Origin of the sequence: Atopomonas sediminilitoris, from assembly GCF_022601735.1 — a bacterium.
Lineage (GTDB): Bacteria > Pseudomonadota > Gammaproteobacteria > Pseudomonadales > Pseudomonadaceae > Atopomonas > Atopomonas sediminilitoris.
Window position 1 is genome coordinate 357,191 of sequence record NZ_JAKUMM010000001.1, and the last position, 15,886, is coordinate 373,076.

A 15,886-nucleotide genomic window follows, 5' to 3' on the forward strand; every position below is an offset into this window, starting at 1 on the left:
CCAATAAAAAAACCCGAAGGATTTCCTTCGGGTTTTTTTATGCCCAGCCAATACTCGCAACATCCATCAACAATTCTCATTTGGCTTTAGCAAGCCCATGCCTGAGAATATGCCGCGATAGCAACCAAGATTAAACATGGTGCGCGAGCCGGGATTCGAACCCGGGACCTACCGCTTAGGAGGCGGTCGCTCTATCCAGCTGAGCTACAAGCGCACAAGGGCGTGCATAGTAACGACTCGCTCAGCACTTGTCATGCCAGCCAACAAGCGAGCGACCCCTGTATTTGGCCAGCCAACAAAAGACTACTGACGCACATTTCCTGACATCCGGTAGTGGTTGCCGTACTTTTTCTAGTCGAAACTTTGTGCTAAGCGGTGTAAAATTAACGTCAAATTAACAGCACCATTTTTTTGACGGCACTTTGCAATCAGTTTGTCATGATTGTGCCAGCCGCCAAACTCACCCTCACCTGTTAGGCAACAAAATGAAGCACGCGCAAAATCTTTATTCCAGCCGCACCGCCGACAAGTTTGTCTTGCGCTTGCCGCAAGGAATGCGCGACCGCATTGCCGAGGTGGCGCGTCAGCGCCACCGCAGCATGAACTCAGAAATCATCAATCGTCTTGAGCAAAGCCTGAGCATCGACGCGCCAGAAAGCGATGACCTGTCTATCAGCCTCGACAGCAACAAGCTGAGCCATCATGAGCGCCAGTTGCTGGTGCGCTTTCGTCAACTGACACAGCGCCAGCAGAACGCCCTCGTCGCCCTGATCGGCCAAGAAGCCAGTAGCGAAGAGTAATACCCGCTTTATTGCTGCGGCGCGCAGTTGAGCCATATTCGCAGACGCACGATCTCGCGCTGAAAGCTTGCTGCCAGCGAAACCTTCTCGCTCGGCTGAAGCCGCACACGGCGCCACTGATCACCCTCGGGGCCGTTATTGAACCGCACTGAGCACCCCTGCACTTCCCTTGTAGCGTTCGTCACATGCAGGGCTGCCATATTGCGCGGCAATGCTTGCGCCTCATAACTAAGCGCGGCGCCGGCAAACTGCGGCATCACCTCAACAGGAAACGCTTGCACTAACGGCGCCGCGAGCAGTCCACCCCAGAGCACAATTTGTTTTAGCATGCAGCTCTCTCCTTAATAGAAGGCCTGCTGTTGTGAAAGCCCCACGCGTGACACTGGATCAATGGCGCACCCTGCAAGCCGTTATCGACCACGGCGGCTATGCGCAAGCGGCACATGCACTACACCGTTCGCAATCGTCGGTAAGTTACACCTTAGCGCGAATGCAAGAACAGTTAGGCGTACCACTGCTGAATATTGAAGGGCGCAAGGCCGTGCTCACCGAAGCCGGTAAAACGCTACTCCTACGCTCACGCAACCTATTGCTGCAAGCCAGCCAGCTCGAAGAGCTCGCCGCACACATGGACGACGGCTGGGAGCCCGAGATTCGCTTAGTAGTCGACGCCGCCTACCCAACCGAACGCCTAGCCAGCGCGCTTTTGGCGTTTCAGCCACTGAGCCGCGGCACCCGTGTGCAGTTGCACGAGGAAGTTTTATCCGGCGTTGAGGAAGCCCTTAAAAACGACCAAGCGGACCTGGCTATCAGCGGCTTACTCATCGCCGGCCATCTTGGGGATGATCTTGACGGTGAAATATTCCACGCGGTGACGCACCCTGAACATCCACTGCAAACACTGGGGCGGCACATCACCGCACAAGACCTGACCAACCACTTGCAAGTGGTCATTCGCGACTCAGGCCGCAGCCAACCGCGTGACGTCGGCTGGCTGGGCGCCGCCCAACGCTGGACCGTTACCAGCCTCAGCACCGCCGCCACCCTGGTCAAACAAGGGCTTGGTTTCGCCTGGCTTCCACAACATTTGATTCAACAAGAACTAAAAAACCAACAACTGGTACCGCTGGCGCTTGAAAACGGTAGTGTGCGCAACGTACGGTTCTATCTTTACCCCAACCGTAGCCTCGGCCCCGCTGCCCGCGTACTTGCCCAATTGCTACGCCCGACCCAGCCAGATAACGCGCACAAGGAATAAGCATGGCCTACTTCACTCACCAAGGTTGCCGCCTGTATTACGAAGTCCACGGCCATGGCGAACCCTTATTGCTGATTCACGGCCTTGGCTCCAGCACGCGCGACTGGGAATACCAAGTGCCGCACCTTGCCGCGCACTACCAAGTGATCTGCATGGACGTGCGTGGTCATGGCCAATCCGACAAGCCTCGCGAACGCTACCGTATCGCCGCCTTTGCCGATGACGTCCGCGCCCTGATCGAGCACTTAAACCTAACCGCCGTGCATTATCTCGGCATTTCCATGGGCGGCATGATTGGCTTTCAATTGGCCAGCCAGCATCCGCAGTTGCTAAAAAGCCTAGTGATCGTCAACAGCTCGCCCGAGGTGAAGGTCAACACACTGAATGACCGCATCCAAGTGATCAAGCGCCTGCTGCTCGCTCGCGTGCTGGGCTTAAACACCCTTGGCAAAGCGCTCGGTAAAATGCTTTTTCCTAAGCCTGAGCAACAAGAGCTACGCGACAAAATTGCCCAACGCTGGCCGGAAAACGATAAGCGCGCCTATTTAAGCGCCCTGCACGCCATCATTGGCTGGGGGGTGCGCGAGCATCTGCCAGAGATCAACGTACCAACCCTGATCATCAGCGCCGACCATGACTACACCCCCGTCAGCCTGAAGCAGGCTTACACCCGCGAAATGGCCAATGCGCGCTTGGTGGTGATTGAAGACTCGCGCCATGCCACTCCGCTTGATCAGCCCGAACGTTTTAATCAATGCGTCCTCAATTTTCTACACAGCCTGAACAAGGAAACCCAACATGCTTAAATCGCTGTTACTGACCGCCAGCCTGCTCTTGGCCGGCCTAGCTCAAGCCGCAGATCGCCCCCACGTATTAATCGCCACCAACTACGGTGACATTGAACTGGAGCTGGACGGTGACGCAGCCCCCTTGAGCGTGCGCAACTTCTTGCAATACGTCGAAGCCGGCCACTATCAAGACACCGTGTTTCACCGTGTGATTCCGGGCTTCATGATTCAAGGCGGCGGTTTCACTGAAACCCTCGAGCAAAAACCCACCCAGGCACCGGTCAAAAACGAAGCCGATAACGGCCTGAAGAATGCACGCGGCACCATCGCCATGGCCCGCACCGCCGTTGTTGACAGCGCCACTAGCCAGTTCTTTATCAACCTGAATGACAATGACTTCCTCAACCACGGTTCACGTGATTTTGGCTACGCGGTATTTGGCAAAGTGGTTCGTGGCATGGACGTGATCGATAAAATCGCCGGCGTGAAGACCAGCAACTACGGCATGCACCAGAACGTGCCGCAAAACCCAGTGTTTATTTTGGAAGCGAAAAAGCTGTAACCCACACCCAATAAAAAAGGCTGCCTTGCGCAGCCTTTTTTTGTACCTCTCAACGAGCTAGCAAGCGCGCCTTACGCATTACCTTGGCGGCGTAATTGATTGGCTTGGGTGAAGTCCAGCATGCGCTTAAGCGGTCGCACCGCCTCAGGAATCAAAGCGCTGTCCACATGGATTTCATTACTGCCTTCACGCAAGCAACTGAGAGTACGCTCCAGCGTATTCATCGCCATCCACGGGCAATGTGCACAGCTGCGACAAGTCGCACCACTGCCGGCGGTTGGCGCCTCAATAAAGGATTTACCCGGACACAACTGCTGCATTTTGTAAAAAATGCCACGATCGGTCGCGACGATAAACTGCGGATTAGGCAGCGTTTGCGCAGCCTTAATCAGCTGACTGGTCGAGCCCACAGCATCAGCCAAGGCAATCACTGACTCGGGGGACTCCGGATGCACCAGCACCGCCGCATCAGGGTACAGCTGCTTCATATCCGCCAGCTGCTTCGCTTTAAACTCCTCATGCACGATGCAGCTACCCTGCCACAACAACATATCGGCACCGGTTTCACGCTCGATGTAGCGCCCCAGATGCTGATCCGGCGCCCATAGGATTTTTTCGCCTTTATCCATCAGGCTTTCAACAATTTCCAAAGCACAGCTTGAGGTCACGACCCAATCAGCCCGCGCTTTGACCGCCGCCGAGGTATTGGCGTACACCACCACCGTGCGGTCGGGATGCTGATCGCAGAAAGCCGAAAACTCATCAATCGGGCAACCTAAATCCAACGAGCAGGTAGCCTCCAAGGTCGGCATCAACACCCGCTTCTCTGGATTTAAGATTTTCGCGGTCTCACCCATAAACTTAACGCCGGCCACCAGCACCGTTTGAGCCGAATGCTGATTACCAAAGCGCGCCATTTCAAGGGAGTCCGACACACAGCCACCGGTTGCTTCAGCCAAGGCTTGCAGCAAAGGATCGGTGTAGTAATGAGCCACCAGCACCGCGTTTTGCTTTTTAAGCTCGGCGGCAATATCGACCTGATATTGGGCGATCTCTTCTGCACTCAATGGCTTGGGTTGTCTGGCATCCAAGTGCGCTTGGACCAACACCCGCTCGGGAATCTGCGACATCACGGTAACCCTGGCTAATCAGGCTTGCGAGTATACACCGGGGCTTAACCCAGCCCATTGGCTATAGCCCAGAAATGCAAAAGGCCAGCACATGGCTGGCCTCGCAAATATGGTGGGTCGTGTAGGATTCGAACCTACGACCAATTGGTTAAAAGCCAACTGCTCTACCAACTGAGCTAACGACCCGTTGGATGGCGCGTATCTTACTGATTTTTTTAGAGTAATCAACACTTCATGGGAAGTTTTTACACATACCGAGTCGGATCAGGCATGCCTGCAGCGGCAAAGCCTGCCGCGCGCAAACGGCAGCTATCGCACTTACGACAAGCCCTACCCTGCTCATCAGCCTGATAACACGACACTGTCAGCGCGTAGTCGACACCCAGTTGTGTGCCTAGCTCAACGATTTGCGCTTTGCTCATATCCTGCAGCGGCGCGCGAATTTTAAAGCCTGGGCCTTCCACCCCGGCACGGGTAGCTAAATTGGCGGTACGCTCAAAGGCCTCGATGAACTCAGGGCGGCAATCAGGGTAGCCGGAGTAATCCACCGCGTTAACGCCGATAAAAATATCCGTGGCTTGCAGCACTTCTGCCCAACCCAAAGCCAACGCCAAAAACGTGGTATTGCGTGCCGGCACATAGGTCACGGGAATGCCTTCAGTCGGACTTTCCGGCACTGCGATCGTGTTATCCGTGAGCGCCGAGCCGCCAATGCCATTGAGATTAAGCCCCACCACTTTATGTTCACGTGCTCCCAGCGCCGTGGACACCTGCGCAGAGGCTTGTAACTCCACGCGATGGCGCTGGCCGTAATCGAAAGCCATGGTGTAGCAGGCAAAACCTTCTGCTTTGGCCATGGCCAAAATCGTTGCCGAATCTAGGCCACCAGAGAGCAAAATAACCGCGCGTTTTTCCGTCGTCATGTCAGTGCCCCGCTTGGTCTTGCCAGAGAATTTTATGCAGCTGCAGTTGAAAGCGTACTGGCAGATTGTCGGCGACAATCCAATCGGCCAATGCGCGACTATCCAGCTCAGTAAAGCTTGGCGAGAAGAGCACATCCTGCACACGTGAGGCCAAATCAAACTCGATCAGCTTGCTCACCGCCCAGTCATAGTCTTCTCGCGAGCAGATCACAAACTTAACCTGATCGTGTGGCAATAAGTGGGCGATATTGCTGTACAGGTTGCGCGACATTTCAGCCGAGCCTGGCGTTTTCAGATCAAGCACTTTCACCACACGCGGGTCGACGCCACTGACATCCAACGCGCCACTGGTTTCTAGTGAGACTTCGTAACCCGCATCGCAGAGCAAGGTCAGTAATTTCAGCGCATTGGGCTGAGCCAAAGGCTCGCCACCGGTGACGCACACATAACGCGGCTGATACGTACTGACCTGCGCCACAATGGCGTCAAGGCTGTGCAGCTCACCACCGGAGAAGGCATAGGCGGTGTCGCAATATTGGCAACGCAGGGGACAGCCGGTAAGGCGAACAAACACCGTGGGCAAGCCCAAGGTGCGCGTTTCGCCCTGCAGCGAATAGAAAATTTCGGTAATACGCAGGGTGTCTTTCATACAGGCCACGGGCGTGATAGCTGAACAGGCTAGCCGCCTCCGCAGTTAAACAAGCGCGCGATTGTACTGAAAAAACCCGGCGCTGGCTTGTACAACGCAAGCCAGCGTGAGGTTGAGGCTTACTGCCCCAGCTCGCGACGGGCCAAGCCCGCTGCGGAGGAATTCGGATATTGACCGGCCACTTGCTGGAAAATAGCTTTGGCTTTATCGGCATTGCCTAGACGCTGCTCGACGACGCCCAGCTTGTACAGGGCATCACTGACTTTGGGGTGGCTGGCGTAATTCTGATTGACCAAGGCAAAAGCCTTACCGGCTTCTTGCAAGCCGCCTTGCGCCAAGTGCACTTCACCTAACCAATATTGCGCGTTGCCGGCATATTGGCTTTGTGGGTATTTACGCAGAAAGGCACTAAAAGCCTTGATCGCGTTATCAAAATCTTTGTTTTTGATCAGATCAAAAGCCGCTTCGTAATACAGCTTTTCTTTCTCTGGATCTGCCTCAGCCGCTGGCTGCACTGGTGCGGTGGGCGTTTGCGCGGCGTTCACCGGCGCAGGCGTTTGACTGGCTGCTTGACCGGCAGTGGCTGCCGCAGCTGCGCCGCCTTGGCCAAGGCGCGAGTTCAAGTCGTCATAGCGTTCTTGGCTATCACGCTCAAGCTGCTGAATCTTGTATTGCTGCTCTTCGACCATGCCACGCAGACGCGTGAGCTCTTGCTCCATTTGTTGCAGCTGAAGAAAGAGCCCACCCTGGGCCGACGGTGCCGCTACCGAACCACCTGCATACGCACCACTATTGTCGTAAGCGTTGTTGTAATTGCCGCCCATAGTGGCGGAGCTATCCACCACTTGGACTTCAGCATTTACCCACAACGGCAGTGCAACAGCGGTGAACAGAGCGATCCTTGGCAGCGACATTCGTACGGTCCTCTTATCTGACGTGCAGTCTTACTTACGCAGTTCTACGCGACGGTTCTGCGCCCAGCTTTCTTCGCTGCTGCCCAGTACCAACGGACGCTCTTCGCCGTAAGAAACCAGTTCCAGCTGCGCTGGAGACACACCCTGCAGCACTAAGTAGCGCTGAACGGCGCTAGCACGACGCTCGCCCAGTGCCATGTTGTACTCGCGGGTACCGCGCTCGTCAGCGTGGCCTTCCAGCACTACGCGAGCGCCATTGCCTTTCAGGTCTTTGGCGTGCACATCCAGAGCGCGCATGGCTTCTGGCTTCAGGTCAGCACTGTCGTACTCAAAGTAGAAGGTAGTGATGGCGCGCAGAGCCGCTTCTTCAGCAGCCAGGTTGCCGTCAACACCGCTGGTGTTAGCGCCGTAGCCTGCGTTTGGATCAACAGCGCCTTCGCCAGCAGAGTCGCCGCCCTTAGAAGAACAGCCCGCTGCGATAGCCAGAGCCAAGCCCAGAGCCGCCAACTTACCGAATTTAGTCATTTCCATTGTGTTATCCCCGAGAGTGCAAAATGCATAAGAGTTAAGGAGTTACTAGCGATCGCCTACTTACTGCAAGTAGGGTGACCAAGAAGGTTCACGCACATCACCCTGTGCGGTTGGCAGTGGAATGCGCACACGCCCGTTGGTCGAAACCAGCATGAGTACACCACGGCCTTGCTGGCGGGTTGCGTAGGTTAGCATGGTGCCATTGGGGGCAACAGTTGGTGACTCGTCGAGGGTGGTTTGTGACAGCACTTTCAGGCGGCTGGTTTGTAGATCAAACGCCGCAATCTGGAAGACCTTGTAACCATCCTGGCGATGCACCATCACCATGGTTTTTCCGTCAGCCGACAGCTTTGGGTTGGCATTGTAGTTGCCAATAAAAGTCACCCGTTCCGCGCCGCCGCCATTGACGTTGGTACGGTAGATCTGCGGCTTACCCGCACGATCAGAGGTGAAATAGATTGTTTGCCCGTCCGCGCCCCAGAAGGGTTCGGTATCGATGGCAAAGTGATTGGTGACACGCGCCAACTGCCGCGTGGCCAAATTCATCACGTAGATTTCTGGATTGCCGTCGCGCGACAAGACAAACGCCAAGCGGCTGCCGTCGGGCGAAAAGGCCGGCGCGCCATTCAGGCCTTCAAAGTTAGTCACTTGCTCGCGACGACCGGTGTCGATGTGCTGAATGAAAATCCGCGGGCGCTTTTGCTCAAACGACACATAAGCAATGCGCTTACCGTCGGCCGCAAAGCTGGGCGACAAAATCGGCTCGCGCGATTGCAGCAGGGTCACGGCGCGAGCGCCGTCATAGTCGGCACGCTGCAAGGTGTAGCGAGTGTTATTGGTGGCGAGGTTTTCTGCGGTGACGTACAGCAGGCGCGTCGAAAATGCCCCTTTAATCCCCGTCATTTTCAAAAACGCCTGGTCACTGATGTAGTGCGCCATGTCGCGCAACTGCTGCTGTGTGCCCGCCACATTGCCGGTCAGCATTTGCTGTTCGGTCGCGACGTTAAACAAGGCGTAGTTGATCGACAGACGGCCACCGTCGGGATTGACGTTACCCACCAACACGTACTGCGCACCGAGGGCTTTCCAGTCGCGGTAGAACACGCCTTCGGCAGTGGTCGGCATGCTCAGCATGTTTTGCCGTGGGATCGGCTCAAAGTAGCCAGAGTTGCGCAGGTCATTGCCCACGACCTCGGCCATATCTTCAGGCAGCATCGCCCCGCCCTGCCAACCAAACGGCACCACAGCGATGGGAATCGCGCGGTCAGCACCATGTGACACCACCAGTGGGTCGGCCGCTTGGACCATCCCAACCCAGACCAACGCCAATAAAACCAGGCTCTTTACGATATTCACAGAGACAAATCCTCCGGTTTAAAAATCATTTCTCGCTTACGGTACTTTCGCTCAAAAGTGGCACGATCAATCTCAATCATTTCATGAATTCGTCCGACATTTTTCACCGCAGAAATTGCGGACTGATCAAATGCTGCGTCACCACTACTTTGGACGAGGCTGACATTAGTGATTTGCCCTGACGGCAGCATCTCAATCAACACCGTCACGCTCATACCATTCCGTGCAGAAGGTGGACGTGACCATTGCTCACTCACCAATTGAACAATACGGGCATCTATACCCGCTGTTACTTCGTCATCCTTGTCATCGCCCACATCCATTTGGTATTGCGGCTCGTCGCTCATCAGCTCAGCCAGTGCTTTCGCCTTGGCGTCAGCTTGCGCTTTGCGCTTTGCATCTTCGGCGGCTTTTTTCGCATCAGCGGCCGCCTTCTTGCGGGCCTGCTCAGCGGCGGCCTTTTTCTTCGCCTCTTCCGCGGCTTTCTTCTTGGCGTCTTCGGCGGCTTTCTTTTTTGCCGCTTCGTCCGCTGCTTTTTTCTTGGCGATTTCCGCTTGTTTTTTAGCTTCGGCTTTCTGCGCTTCGGCCTTCTTGGCCTCAGCTTGCTTTTGCGCCTCGGCTTGTTTCTTCATGGCCTCCGCTTTTTTCGCGTCAGCCAGTTTTTTATCGTCGGCTTTCTTTTGCTCTAACTGCTCGGCCTCATATTGCTGAGCCGCAGTTTTTTGCGCTTCGCCGGCAATTTTCTGATTGGTTTGTACTTGCGCTGGGCTTTTTGACTTCAACGACACCAGCGTTGCCTTCACAATCGGTCGCGCTGGGGGTAAGTCCGGCGTGAATTGAAAGCTGACAAACAACAAGGCGAACATCAACACGTGCAGGGTTAATGCCCAAAGCACAGGCCAGAAGTAACCTTGAGAAGACGGTCGCACGCTGCCTATTTCCTTACGGTGCTTCGGTGATCAGGCCGACGTTACTGATACCGGCTTCTTGCAAACCGCCCATCACCGCCATCACGGTGCCGTAATCCACGGCTTTATCTGCGCGCACAAACACCTGAATCGCCTGACCGCCTGTAGCGTTTTGACGCAAAATCGCGCCAGCGGCTTGCACCAAATCCGGCAAGCTCACCGCCGTTTCACTGCTCTTGTCTTGCTCGGTTTGCACCGCATCGCCGGTATTCCAGTAATAGGTCTTATCGGCCTTGACTGAAATGGTCAGCACTTTGGCGTTGTTATCTTGCGGCAGTACTTCGCTGGAGACCTTCGGCAAATCGACCTTAACGCCTTGATTAAGCATCGGCGCGGTCACCATGAAGATCACCAGCAGCACCAACATCACATCGATGTAGGGCACCACATTCATTTCGGCGACCGGTTTACGTCGCTCACGTTGGCGCATCGGACCCATCAGCCTGTCCTCAGTCTTCCTTGGTATGCACTTTGCGGTGCAGGATGCTGCTGAACTCATCGGCAAAGGTGTAGTAACGACCGATCAAGTTGTCAGAGCGCGCCGAGAAGCGGTTGTACGCGATAACCGCAGGAATCGCGGCAAACAGGCCAATGGCGGTGGCGATCAAGGCTTCGGCGATGCCGGGGGCCACGGTAGCCAAGGTGGCTTGCTGCACCTGGGCCAAACCACGGAACGAGTTCATGATGCCCCACACGGTGCCAAACAAGCCGATATAAGGGCTGGTCGAGCCGACAGTGGCCAAGAAGGGTAGCGCTTGCTCGAGCTTTTCTTCTTCGCGTGAAATCGCCACACGCATAGCGCGCTGTACGCCGTCCATCACCGCGTCCGGGTCAACGCCCTGCTGTTGGCGCATGCGCGAAAACTCTTTAAAGCCGGCGCGGAACAGCTGCTCAACACCGCAGTCTGGATCTGGGCTGCTACCTACCTGACGATAGAGCTTGGATAGGTCGATACCGGACCAGAAACGATCCTCAAACTCTTCCAGGGCGCGCTTAGCACGACGCAATGCTGTGCCGCGTTGGAAAATCATGACCCACGAAACCACCGAGGCCCCCACCAAGGTCAGCATGACCAGTTGCACCACCACACTGGCGTTACTGACCAAACTCCACATGGACATATGATCGACGGCGTTAGCTTCCACCTAGGGACTCTCCTGTCATCTCGCGCTGAGCTGCTGGGCAAAGGCCTCACGCAGCGTGGCAGGCATAGCCTGCGGTTTCATGGTATCGGCCCGAACACAGGCCACGGTAAAGCGCCCCTGACACAGCAGCGCATCCTGTTCTTGGTGATAAATGGCCTGTTCAAAGACCAAGCTGGCGCGGTTGAGTTCCACCACGCCGGTGCGCACCACTAAGGCATCGTCGAGCCGTGCGGGCTGACGGTACTGCGCCTCTGCGCTGTGCACAACAAACAGCAGGTTCGCCTCAGCCATCTGCGATTGGGCATAGCCCAAACTGCGCAGCGCTTCGGTGCGAGCCCGCTCCATAAACTTCAAATAATTAACGTAATAAACAATGCCGCCCGCATCGGTGTCTTCGTAATAGACCCTCACCGCGTGGGTAAATGGCAGGACGCCATTGGGCGCGCGCATAGTAGTGCCTCGCTCGCGTCTTGCCAATCGGCTAGACACGTCTTTTTACAGTTATTCGTCGGCGACCAACACATCGTCGTCAGCGGCCGTATTCAGGCGCTTGGGCAAATTCAAACCAAAGTGCAAATACGCATGTCGGGTGACCACTCGGCCGCGCGGTGTGCGCATCATGAAACCTTGCTGGATCAGGTACGGCTCAAGCACATCTTCAATGGTGTGGCGCTCTTCGCCGATGGCCGCAGCTAGGCTTTCTACCCCAACGGGGCCGCCGTCGAACTTTTCCATCATCGCCAGCAGTAGACGTCGGTCTTGGTGGTCGAAGCCACAGGCATCAACATCTAAAAGATTCAGCGCCTGGTCAGCGATCTCCGCGGTGATGTCGCCTTGGCCGCGCACTTCGGCAAAGTCGCGCACACGGCGCAACAAACGGTTTGCAATGCGCGGCGTGCCCCGAGCACGTCGGGCGATCTCTAGCGCACCGGCGCTATCCATGCGCAAACCTAAAATTTGCGCCGAACGGCGCACGATGCTGGCCAAGTCAGCCACTTGGTAAAACTCCAAGCGCTGCACAATGCCAAAACGATCTCGCAAGGGTGAGGTCAAAGAACCCGCGCGGGTGGTCGCGCCGACCAAGGTAAACGGCGGCAGATCGAGCTTGATCGAACGGGCAGCGGGGCCTTCACCGATCATGATGTCGAGCTGGTAGTCCTCCATCGCCGGATACAGCACTTCTTCGACCACCGGGGACAAGCGGTGAATTTCATCGACAAACAGCACATCACCGGCTTCTAAATTGGTCAGCAGCGCGGCCAAATCGCCCGGCCGCTCCAACACTGGGCCCGACGTGCTCTTGATCGAGACGCCCATTTCTTGCGCGATGATGTTGGCGAGGGTGGTTTTACCCAGACCGGGTGGGCCAAAAATCAAGGTGTGATCCAGCGCCTCGTTGCGCTGCCGCGCCGCCTGAATAAACAGTGCCATCTGCTCGCGCACCGTGGGCTGGCCAGTGTAGTCAGCCAAGCGCAAAGGGCGAATGGCGCGATCCTGCTGCTCTTCGCGCTCACGTGGGTTAGCCGCAGCGGCAATTAGACGGTCTTGTTCAATCATCAGTGGCACTCACAAAAACAGTGCGCAGTGTACCCCTGCCGCACGCTAGGAACGAGGGCGCGACTCACACCATGCCCTTGAGTGCCTGACGGATTAGTTCTTCGCTGCTCAGTTCATCGTCCTTAATCCGCGCGACGGCTTTGCTGGCCTCTTGCGGTTTAAAGCCTAGCGCCACCAACGCGGCCACGGCGTCGCTTTGCGCGCTGGCGGGCGGGATCTCGATTGGCTCTGGCAACACCAAAGGCGCCATCTGTGGAATCGACTCCCACGCTTTGAAGCGGTCTTTTAACTCGACTAACAGACGTTCAGCGGTTTTCTTACCGATGCCCGGCACCTTGACCAACACGGAGGTGTCCTGCGCTTGCACACAGCGCACCAGATCGTCGACCTCAAGCCCAGACATCAAAGTCAGCGCCAACTTGGGGCCAACGCCGTTTAAGCGAATCAGCTCGCGGAACAATTCGCGCTCGCGTTTTTCATAAAAGCCAAACAACAGCTGTGCGTCTTCACGCACCACCATATGAATATGCAAGGTCACGGTGCTATTGAGCGGCGGCAGGCGGTATACCGTGCTCATCGGCACATCCACCTCATAACCAATGCCGGCCACGTCTATCAGTAAATGGGGCGGCTGTTTCTCCAACAACGTACCGCTTAAGCGACCGATCATGGCATTTCCTTAAAACGTAAACGGCCGCTGCGACGGCGCGTGGCCGTTAGCTGATGCGGCACCAACGATTGTTGATGATGGGCATGACACAAGGCGATGGCCAAGGCGTCTGAGGCATCCATTTGCGGTGCCTGAGTTAAGCGCAGCAGGTGCATGACCATTTGCCGCACTTGTTCTTTATCGGCGCTGCCTTTCCCCACCAGGGCTTGTTTGACTTGGGTTGCGGTGTATTCCTCAACACTGAGGCCCGACTCAACGGCGGCGACAATTGCGGCGCCGCGCGCCTGCCCTAACTTGAGCGCTGAATCGGCGTTGCGCGCCATAAACACTTGCTCGATCGCCACCTCGCCCGGCGCGTACTCGGCAATCACCTCGCGCAGGCTGCGGTAGATCAGCCCCAAGCGCTCGGCAAAAGCACCGTCACCGGCTCGTATACAGCCTGAGGCGATGTATTCGCACTGACCACGCGGCAGGCTGCGCACCACACCAAAGCCCGTTAAACGCGAACCGGGGTCGATACCGAGGATTAGGCTCACAACAACTGTTTATCCATACAGATTTTGTCGCAGTCTATCGGCATCACCACGTAAATACCACTTCAACGTGCGCGCCGCGCATCACCAACCAGCGCTTCTGGCACCTGCGCCTTAAACCGCGCCAGAATATCGCTGGCCAGCTCACGCTCAAGACGCACATCCAAAACATAGGCCTTGATATTGAGGGTGACACTGCCGTGCCAGTCATCGCCCTCCTCTAGCTGCACGCTCACTGGCTTGGCGAGATAGCAATACGGCGACACACGCGCCACCTGCTCGCCAATACGGCGCAGCGCTGCCAAGTCGGCATCGGCCCGCACTTTAACCGGCACTTTGACCTGCTCCACCAAAGCGCCCGCATTACTGTCACTGATGGTTTTTTGCAGCAGCAGCTGATTGGGGATGTAGATTTCGTTGTCATCGAAGGTTTGTAAGCGTGTGCTGAGTAAGCCGATATGGGTGACCTCGCCGTACTGACCTTCAATATCGACCATATCCCCCATGCCAAACGGGCGATCAAACACAATCACCAACCCGGCGATTAAATTACGCAGCAGATCTTGCGCACCCAATCCCACCGCCAAGCCCAGCGTGGCTAACACCCCTAACAACAGCTGCGTCGGCAGCGCCAGCACCACTAGCGCGATGTACGTCAGCGCCGCGCCCCAGACCAACAAGCCAACCCCTGGCCGCCAGCGCAGCAGCATTAAGCGACGCTTAGGATGGCTTTCAGCCACTTTAAGTAACACCCAAGCGCTGCCCCAATACAACGCGGCCGACACCAGCAAGACCAACACAACACGGCCGATTTGCCAGAACGACAACTGTTGTACAAAGCTTAAGAAACTGTTTTCGCTCATGCTAAGTCCTTAGTACAAGGCATTGCTGCTGCGTAACGCGACAAGCAAGCTGCGCGCAAATAACGGATTGATCCGGAATACGTCGACACCATCATCTTGGCTGTCGCTGATCAGCCATTGTTTGGCACGCAAGGTACTCAGCAACCAATTACTGGCATCGCGCGACAACTGAAAAATCTGCGCATGCTCTGCGGCGGTCAGCGAGCCATGCGCCATCACTTCCGCCACCGTTAATCGGGTACGCGCATCTGCGCTGCGTAAATCCACCTGTTCTGGAATGCGAAAGCCACGTAACCACACGCGCCCATCTAGGTCTTTATGCAGCGCACATAGAGCAGCATAAACAGCGCTAAAAAAGTTACCTTGGCAGGGTTGATACAAGGCCGTTAAGCCTTCGCGCTGCGCATCAAACGGGCGCGCAGCCTCTCCTTCTGCGTCTTGCCACCATAAATCACGACCATGCTTTTTAAGACGCGCAAAGCGCTGTTCTAAAGCGGCCAAAAACTCAGCCTGCGCGGGCCAGTCCAGCAGCACGTCTTGGCTGACTAAGGCATCTAATTGCCACTGCAAACGTACCCGCCGCCAGGTTTGCTCAGGCCAAACGTGCACCCACGCCAACTGCCGCGCAGCCAGCATGATGCGCCACAGCACACGCAAAACTGAGGCACTGCCCATCGCGCGCAAATGCAGCAAAGCGGCGTTATCCAACAGCACTACCTGCGGGGTCACCTTGGCTAAGCGCTCGCATAAATCGGGCAAATCATGGCACTCACCCAAGTCAAACACCTGCGCCATGTAGCGTAATAACTCGGTTTCACTGCGAATGCGTTTGGATAAGCACAGGCGGCGTACCAACACTGCGTGCTCAACATCGGCCTCTAACTGATTAAGCAGACTGGTTTTACCAATACCATCAGGGCCAAACAGCACAATGTTGGTGGCCGCGCCTGCCTGCCAGCGTTCAAGAGCTTGCTGCAGCTGTTGGCGGGCCTCTTGATGCAACACAAATAGATCACTGCCGGCCGGCAGCGGCGCCAAACTCAAAACGGCCTGCAAATCTTGCGGCAATTGCTCACGGTGCTGCTGCAACTCGTCATAGGACAAAAAAGCGCCGGGGCCTAAACTCCAACTAATCGTCGGCGGTTTAGCCGGCTCTTTGCCCCATCGCTGCCAAAATCGCCAGTCTTCTGCCACTTATAACCCCTGCAAATTCTGCTACAACACTCAAGCTAATCTGTC

General features: G+C 56.1%; 20 protein-coding genes and 2 tRNA genes. 4 read left to right on the top strand and 18 right to left on the bottom strand.

Going from position 1 to position 15,886, the window contains the following annotated elements:
• Positions 1-137 precede the first annotated feature (137 nt).
• Positions 138-214, bottom strand: a tRNA-Arg gene (locus MKI83_RS01695).
• A gap of 271 nt (positions 215-485) precedes the next feature.
• Here MKI83_RS01695 and MKI83_RS01700 point away from each other — a divergent pair.
• Entirely contained in the window at positions 486-800 is a 315-nt protein-coding gene (locus tag MKI83_RS01700) for an Arc family DNA-binding protein (RefSeq protein ID WP_241582962.1), read from the top strand.
• 8 nt (positions 801-808) lie between these two features.
• Here MKI83_RS01700 and MKI83_RS01705 read toward each other — a convergent pair whose 3' ends face one another.
• Complete coding sequence (locus tag MKI83_RS01705) at positions 809-1,129, bottom strand: 3-phosphoglycerate kinase (RefSeq protein WP_241582963.1); 321 nt, start codon at positions 1,127-1,129, stop codon at positions 809-811.
• 32 nt (positions 1,130-1,161) lie between these two features.
• On the opposite strand from MKI83_RS01705, the gene MKI83_RS01710 reads away from it, so the two are divergent.
• From MKI83_RS01710 to MKI83_RS01720, 3 genes are read left to right on the top strand one after another with little or no spacing between them, the layout of a single operon-like run.
• The gene (locus MKI83_RS01710) at positions 1,162-2,058 is read left to right on the top strand and encodes a LysR family transcriptional regulator (protein WP_241582964.1); all 897 of its coding nucleotides are present in this window, start codon (positions 1,162-1,164) and stop codon (positions 2,056-2,058) included.
• A 2-nt stretch (positions 2,059-2,060) separates the two neighbouring features.
• Entirely contained in the window at positions 2,061-2,864 is an 804-nt protein-coding gene (locus tag MKI83_RS01715) for an alpha/beta fold hydrolase (RefSeq protein WP_241582965.1), read from the top strand.
• A complete protein-coding gene (locus tag MKI83_RS01720; protein ID WP_241582966.1) occupies positions 2,857-3,408 on the top strand; it encodes a peptidylprolyl isomerase in 552 nt (183 codons plus the stop codon). The genes MKI83_RS01715 and MKI83_RS01720 overlap by 8 nt, the downstream gene beginning before the upstream one ends.
• A gap of 71 nt (positions 3,409-3,479) precedes the next feature.
• On the opposite strand, the gene nadA is transcribed toward MKI83_RS01720, so the two are convergent.
• The 16 genes from nadA to MKI83_RS01800 all read right to left on the bottom strand — a co-directional run bounded on the left by nadA (position 3,480) and on the right by MKI83_RS01800 (position 15,841).
• Positions 3,480-4,538, bottom strand: coding sequence for a quinolinate synthase NadA (gene nadA / locus MKI83_RS01725; RefSeq protein WP_241582967.1), 1,059 nt, complete (start codon positions 4,536-4,538; stop codon positions 3,480-3,482).
• Between the two features lie 110 nt (positions 4,539-4,648).
• Positions 4,649-4,724: transfer RNA gene (locus MKI83_RS01730), tRNA-Lys, on the bottom strand.
• Between the two features lie 59 nt (positions 4,725-4,783).
• Positions 4,784-5,461, bottom strand: coding sequence for a 7-cyano-7-deazaguanine synthase QueC (gene queC, locus MKI83_RS01735; protein ID WP_241582968.1), 678 nt, complete (start codon positions 5,459-5,461; stop codon positions 4,784-4,786).
• 1 nt (position 5,462) lies between these two features.
• Positions 5,463-6,110, bottom strand: coding sequence for a 7-carboxy-7-deazaguanine synthase QueE (gene queE, locus MKI83_RS01740; protein ID WP_241582970.1), 648 nt, complete (start codon positions 6,108-6,110; stop codon positions 5,463-5,465).
• A gap of 119 nt (positions 6,111-6,229) precedes the next feature.
• Entirely contained in the window at positions 6,230-7,024 is a 795-nt protein-coding gene (ybgF, locus tag MKI83_RS01745; RefSeq protein WP_241582972.1) for a tol-pal system protein YbgF, read from the bottom strand.
• Positions 7,025-7,054: 30 nt separating this feature from the next.
• The gene (gene pal, locus MKI83_RS01750) at positions 7,055-7,555 is read right to left on the bottom strand and encodes a peptidoglycan-associated lipoprotein Pal (RefSeq protein WP_241582974.1); all 501 of its coding nucleotides are present in this window, start codon (positions 7,553-7,555) and stop codon (positions 7,055-7,057) included.
• Positions 7,556-7,615: 60 nt separating this feature from the next.
• Complete coding sequence (gene tolB, locus MKI83_RS01755; RefSeq protein WP_241583150.1) at positions 7,616-8,863, bottom strand: Tol-Pal system beta propeller repeat protein TolB; 1,248 nt, start codon at positions 8,861-8,863, stop codon at positions 7,616-7,618.
• Between the two features lie 44 nt (positions 8,864-8,907).
• Entirely contained in the window at positions 8,908-9,849 is a 942-nt protein-coding gene (gene tolA, locus MKI83_RS01760; RefSeq protein ID WP_370867331.1) for a cell envelope integrity protein TolA, read from the bottom strand.
• Positions 9,850-9,853: 4 nt separating this feature from the next.
• The gene (gene tolR / locus MKI83_RS01765) at positions 9,854-10,318 is read right to left on the bottom strand and encodes a protein TolR (protein WP_241582978.1); all 465 of its coding nucleotides are present in this window, start codon (positions 10,316-10,318) and stop codon (positions 9,854-9,856) included.
• A 10-nt stretch (positions 10,319-10,328) separates the two neighbouring features.
• Positions 10,329-11,024 (bottom strand): protein TolQ, encoded by a 696-nt coding sequence (gene tolQ / locus MKI83_RS01770; protein WP_241582979.1) that lies wholly within the window; start codon positions 11,022-11,024, stop codon positions 10,329-10,331.
• Between the two features lie 15 nt (positions 11,025-11,039).
• Positions 11,040-11,474, bottom strand: coding sequence for a tol-pal system-associated acyl-CoA thioesterase (ybgC, locus tag MKI83_RS01775; RefSeq protein ID WP_241582980.1), 435 nt, complete (start codon positions 11,472-11,474; stop codon positions 11,040-11,042).
• Between the two features lie 51 nt (positions 11,475-11,525).
• A complete protein-coding gene (ruvB, locus tag MKI83_RS01780; RefSeq protein ID WP_241582981.1) occupies positions 11,526-12,581 on the bottom strand; it encodes a Holliday junction branch migration DNA helicase RuvB in 1,056 nt (351 codons plus the stop codon).
• 64 nt (positions 12,582-12,645) lie between these two features.
• Positions 12,646-13,251 (bottom strand): Holliday junction branch migration protein RuvA, encoded by a 606-nt coding sequence (ruvA, locus tag MKI83_RS01785; protein WP_241582982.1) that lies wholly within the window; start codon positions 13,249-13,251, stop codon positions 12,646-12,648.
• Positions 13,248-13,787, bottom strand: a complete 540-nt coding sequence (gene ruvC / locus MKI83_RS01790) for a crossover junction endodeoxyribonuclease RuvC (RefSeq protein ID WP_241582983.1) — start codon at positions 13,785-13,787, stop codon at positions 13,248-13,250. Before ruvC ends, ruvA begins: the two co-directional genes overlap by 4 nt.
• A 62-nt stretch (positions 13,788-13,849) precedes the next feature.
• A complete protein-coding gene (locus tag MKI83_RS01795; protein ID WP_241582984.1) occupies positions 13,850-14,647 on the bottom strand; it encodes a mechanosensitive ion channel family protein in 798 nt (265 codons plus the stop codon).
• A gap of 9 nt (positions 14,648-14,656) precedes the next feature.
• Entirely contained in the window at positions 14,657-15,841 is a 1,185-nt protein-coding gene (locus MKI83_RS01800) for an AAA family ATPase (RefSeq protein ID WP_241582985.1), read from the bottom strand.
• Between the last annotated feature and the right edge of the window lie 45 nt (positions 15,842-15,886).